The 4,906-nt window shown below is 62.3% G+C and carries 3 protein-coding genes and 1 pseudogene; all 4 read left to right on the plus strand.

Annotation, left to right across the window (positions count from 1 at the left end):
• Positions 1 to 507 (plus strand): annotated as a pseudogene (locus E8F06_RS09235) (formaldehyde dehydrogenase, glutathione-independent); the annotation flags it as partial.
• A gap of 210 nt (positions 508 to 717) precedes the next feature.
• On the plus strand, positions 718 to 2,052 hold the full coding sequence (locus E8F06_RS09240) for an MFS transporter (protein WP_280366404.1): 1,335 nt from the start codon (positions 718 to 720) through the stop codon (positions 2,050 to 2,052).
• A 36-nt stretch (positions 2,053 to 2,088) separates the two neighbouring features.
• Entirely contained in the window at positions 2,089 to 3,366 is a 1,278-nt protein-coding gene (locus tag E8F06_RS09245) for an OprD family porin (protein WP_280366408.1), read from the plus strand.
• Between the two features lie 371 nt (positions 3,367 to 3,737).
• Positions 3,738 to 4,888 (plus strand): IS3 family transposase gene (locus tag E8F06_RS09250; protein WP_280363247.1). Its coding sequence is split into 2 segments (ribosomal slippage): positions 3,738 to 3,981 and positions 3,981 to 4,888, totalling 1,152 coding nucleotides; the frame shifts between segments, so codons are not numbered across the junction.
• The last annotated feature ends 18 nt before the right edge of the window (positions 4,889 to 4,906 follow it).

Below are 4,906 nucleotides of genomic sequence, written 5' to 3' on the forward strand. Positions count from 1 at the left end.
TTCGAGATCGCCGACCTGTCGCTGGACACCCCGCTGCACGAGCAGATCGCCGCGCTGCTGGGCGAGCCGGAAGTGGATTGCGCAGTGGATGCGGTGGGCTTCGAAGCTCGCGGCCACGGCCATGAAGGCGCCAAGCACGAAGCCCCGGCTACCGTCCTCAACTCGCTGATGCAGGTCACTCGCGTGGCCGGCAAGATCGGTATCCCCGGCCTCTACGTGACCGAAGACCCGGGTGCGGTGGATGCAGCCGCCAAGATCGGCGCCCTGAGCATCCGCTTCGGCCTCGGCTGGGCGAAATCCCACAGCTTCCACACCGGCCAGACCCCGGTGATGAAGTACAACCGCGCGCTCATGCAAGCGATCATGTGGGACCGCATCAACATCGCCGAAGTGGTGGGCGTGCAGGTCATCAGCCTGAACGACGCCCCGCGCGGCTACGGCGAGTTCGATGCCGGCGTACCGAAGAAATTCGTCATCGACCCGCACAAGACCTTCAGCGTGGCCTGACCGCTGAACCGGGCCGATTCGGGCAGGTCACCCACCCCGAACCGGCCCATCCCTCGGACCTGCTGGCCAGGTCCGAGTCCCCTTGCATGCACGACTGACAACAACAAGAAGGTATCGACATGTACATCCTGCTCTCCCTCCGTTGTGGGGCGGTTTCGGCTGCCCGTCGTTTGAATCCCCTTCCCCTCCAGTACCAGGGAGCCTGATCACATGAGCCAGACGATTGGGCAACAGATGGATGAAAAACCCATGGCCGGGTTTCAATGGGGCGTCGTCGCGCTCTGCTTCCTGATCAACATGCTCGACGGCTTCGATGTGCTGGTGATGGCCTTCACTGCCGCATCGGTGGGCGCCGACTGGGGCCTGAGCGGCACCCAGCTCGGCTATCTGCTGAGTGCGGGACTCGTGGGCATGGCGATCGGTTCACTGTTCATCGCGCCTTGGGCCGACCGCTTCGGCCGCCGCCCGCTGATTCTGGCGTGCGTGAGCATTGCCGGACTGGGCATGCTGGCGTCGTCCCGGGCAACCTCGCCGGAGATGCTGGCGGCCTTGCGCCTGATCACCGGCCTCGGCATCGGTGGAATCCTGGCTAGCAGTTACGTCATCGCCGGCGAGTACGCCAATAGCAAATGGCGGGGCCTCGCCATCAGCCTGCAATCCACCGCCTATGCCCTGGGCGCGACCGTGGGCGGCATCATTGCCGCACAAATCATCCCCACGCTGGGCTGGCGTTCGGTCTTCTTCTACGGCGGTATCGTGACGCTCCTGACCCTCCCGTTGCTCGCGCTGTGGCTGCCGGAGTCCCTGGCCTTCCTGGTGTCCCGCCAGCCGTCAGGTGCGCTGGAGCGGATCAACCGGTTGCTGAAGCGTGTGCGGCTCGCTCCGGTGACGCAACTGCCCGCTACCCAGGAGGCCTCGCGCAAGCCCCTGAAGGAAAGCTTCGCCGAGCTGTTCTCCCCGCAGCTCCTGCGCTCCACGCTGTTGATCTGGGCGGCGTTCTTCCTGGTGATGTTCGGCTTCTACTTCGTGATGAGCTGGACGCCTCGCCTGCTGGTTTCGGCCGGCTTGTCGAACCAGCAGGGCATCACCGGCGGCGTGCTGCTCAACGTCGGCGGCATCTTCGGCACGGCCCTGGTGGGGCTCCTGGCCGCACGCTTCCGCCTCCCTCGCGTGCTGATGGTCTACTTGCTGGTGAACGCTGTCCTGTTAGCCGCCTTCGTGCAGTTCACCCACAGCCTGGACCTCGCCTTCGCCGTGGTGCTGCTGATCGGTGTGTTCGTCAACGGCTGCGTCGCCGGCCTCTACGCGCTCACCCCGTCTATCTATGACGCGGCGCAACGGGTGACCGGCCTCGGCTGGGGAATCGGCATAGGCCGCATGGGCGCCATCCTGTCCCCCCTGGTGGCCGGACGCCTGATAGATGCGCAGTGGCAACCCGCCGACCTGTACTTCCTGTTTGCGCTGTCGTTCGTCCTGGCAGCGTTGGTGATCTGGAAGCTGAAGCCCCGAAGAGCCCTGCAGCTCCGCTCCGCCACCAGCGCCTGAGTCGACACCCGCCTACAACAAGAACAGGACAGACCCATGAACATTCCATCCAGACGCCTGGGGCTCGATGCCCTGGGCGTAGCGGTAGCTTTCGCCTCAGCCAACGCTTTCGCGAGCTTCGTCGACGACGGCAGCCTTACCCTCACCGCCCGCAACTTCTACCTGGACCGGGACTACAAGGGCGCCACGCCCTACCCGGCGGCGCGCGAGTGGGCCCAGGGCTTCATCCTGCGGGCCAACTCCGGCTTCACCGAGGGAACCGTGGGCTTCGGCCTGGACCTCACCGGCATGCTGGGCATCAAGCTGGACTCCTCGCCGGACCGTGCCGGCACCCAACTACTGCCCCTCGACCCACAGACCCGTGAGGCTAAGGATGACTACTCGGAGCTCGGGGCAACGCTGAAGGCAAAGGTATCGAAGACGCGGCTATCGGTGGGCACCCACTTTCCTGCGCTGCCGGTCATCACGGCGAGTCCAGCTCGACTGCTACCCCAGTCCTATCGAGGTGCCTATGGTCTATCCGAGGACATAGATCGCCTGAGCCTGCACGTGGGGCGAATGGACCGCGTAAACCTGCGTGACTCCACCAACTATCAACCTATATCCCTGGCCTCTCCCAATGGGCGGTTCAAGGCGAGTGCCAACTCCGAGCGATTCGACTTCGCGGGTGGCGACTATCGCTGGTCCGATGCCCTGACATTGCGCTACTACCATGCGGAACTGAAGGACATCTACACCCAGGACTTCGCGGGAGCCATTCACGTGGTACCGCTGGGAGCGGGGAAGTTGAAGACCGACATTAGGGTCTTCAACAGCCGGGAAAACGGCCGCGCGGAGGCCGGCAAGGTAGATAACCTGAATGCCGGCGCCATGTTCAGCTACCAACTGGGTGCACATACCATGGGCGCGGGGTACATGCACCAGACCGGGGATACCGCCATGGCGTACCTCGCCGGTGGCGAGCCCGCGGTCCTCAGCGACGGCACCATGAGCGCCGACTTCGTCAACCCCAAGGAACGGACCTGGGTCGCCCGATACGACTACGACTTCGCTGCCGTCGGAATCCCGGGCCTGACCGGCATGGCTCGCTATCTCCGAGGCAGCAACATCGACTTGCCGAAACTGGGAGGAACAAACCTCAGCGAGTCCTCCAAGGATTTGGAACTGGCCTACGTCATTCAGTCTGGGCCTGCAAAAGGACTCGCTCTACGCTTACGCCACGCGACCTACCGCAATGAGCAGACTGCCGCCTCGACTTTCCGAAGTGACAACGAGACCAGAATCAACATCGATTACACGCTGAAAATCTGGTAACTCGCGACTCACAACGCTTGAATCGCCGCCATGGAGGGCTCGGCACTCAATCACTACGCGCTGCACTGTAGGGAAAGAGCGACTCTACTGGTTAAAACTAACTGCGGTGCAGCCCGTACCGACCGGTTTTGGGCCGATAACAGCCGTTCTCGACCGGCAGCTATCGGCCAAGAGCGGTCATCTAATGTCTACGAAACCCGGGGAGACTCAACTGCAGGCCACGGAATGCTCTGGTGGCGACGTAAGACAGAACAGGCGAAGATTACCTCCCATCAAAACGGGGATACCAAGTGCCGCTCACTAACAAGGTGAATCGCCCCTAGTTTCGTAGACACCTCCAAGCCTCATAATGAGGCCCGTTAGGAGGTGCCATGAGCAACCAGCGTTACCCCGAAGAATTCAAAATCGAAGCGGTCAAGCAAGTGACCGAGCGCGGCCTCCCCGTAGCCGAGGTGGCAGCGCGGTTAGGCATGTCGGTGCACAGCCTGTATGCCTGGATCAAGCGCTACGGCAAGCCCCAGGCGCAGCGGCAGCAAGAAGATGATCAGCAGGCCGAACTGCGTCGTCTACGCGCCGAACTCAAGCGAGTGACCGAAGAGCGAGACATCCTAAAAAAGGCCGCCGCGTACTTTGCCAAGGAGTCCGGCTGAAGTACGCCTTCATCAGCAAGCTGTCGGTGGAGTACCCGGTACGGCGTCTCTGCCAGACCCTGAAAGTGCATCCCAGCGGTTACTACGCCTGGCTGGCCGAGCCGAAATCCGTACGCGCCAAGGAAGATCAGCGCCTGCTCGGGTTGATCAAACATGCCTGGCTGGAAAGCGGTGGGGTCTACGGCTATCGCAAGATTCACGACGACCTGCGTGAGCTGGGAGAGTCCTGTGGCCGGCACCGCGTGGCTCGCCTGATGCGGGGAGAAGGGCTGCGCTCGCAGACCGGCTATCGTCGGCGCCCCGGCTATTACGGCGGCCGGCCAACGGTAGCTTCGCCCAATCGCCTGGAGCGGCAGTTCAACGTCAGTGAACCGAACAAGGTCTGGGTCACCGACATCACCTACATCCGCACCTATGAGGGTTGGTTGTATTTGGCGGTGGTGCTGGATCTGTTTTCACGCCAGGTGATCGGCTGGTCGATGAAGCCACGGATGTGCAGCGACCTGGCCATCGATGCCCTGTTGATGGCGGTCTGGCGGCGCAAGCCCAAGCAGGAAGTGATGATCCACTCCGACCAGGGCAGCCAGTTCAGCAGCTCGGATTGGCAGAGTTTCCTCAAGGCCAACAACCTGATCAGCAGCATGAGCCGACGCGGCAACTGCCACGACAACGCGGTAGCGGAAAGCTTTTTTCAGTTGCTGAAACGGGAACGCATCCGACGGAAGACCTACGGCACCCGCGAAGAAGCTCGGAGTGATGTGTTCGATTACATCGAGATGTTTTATAACCCCAAACGCCGGCACAGCAGCGCTATGCAGCTATCGCCAGTGGAGTTTGAAAAGCGCTATTTCCAGAGCTTGGAGAGTGTCTAGGAAAGCCGGGGCGATTCA

It is taken from the genome of Pseudomonas sp. BN411 (genome assembly GCF_029871235.1).
Classification (GTDB): domain Bacteria; phylum Pseudomonadota; class Gammaproteobacteria; order Pseudomonadales; family Pseudomonadaceae; genus Metapseudomonas.

Bases quoted from the DNA above. Each gene is read 5' to 3' on its own strand.
- E8F06_RS09240 (WP_280366404.1), top strand. From the start codon at position 718: ATGAGCCAGACGATTGGGCAACAGATGGATGAAAAACCCATGGCCGGG.
- E8F06_RS09245 (WP_280366408.1), top strand. From the start codon at position 2,089: ATGAACATTCCATCCAGACGCCTGGGGCTCGATGCCCTGGGCGTAGCG.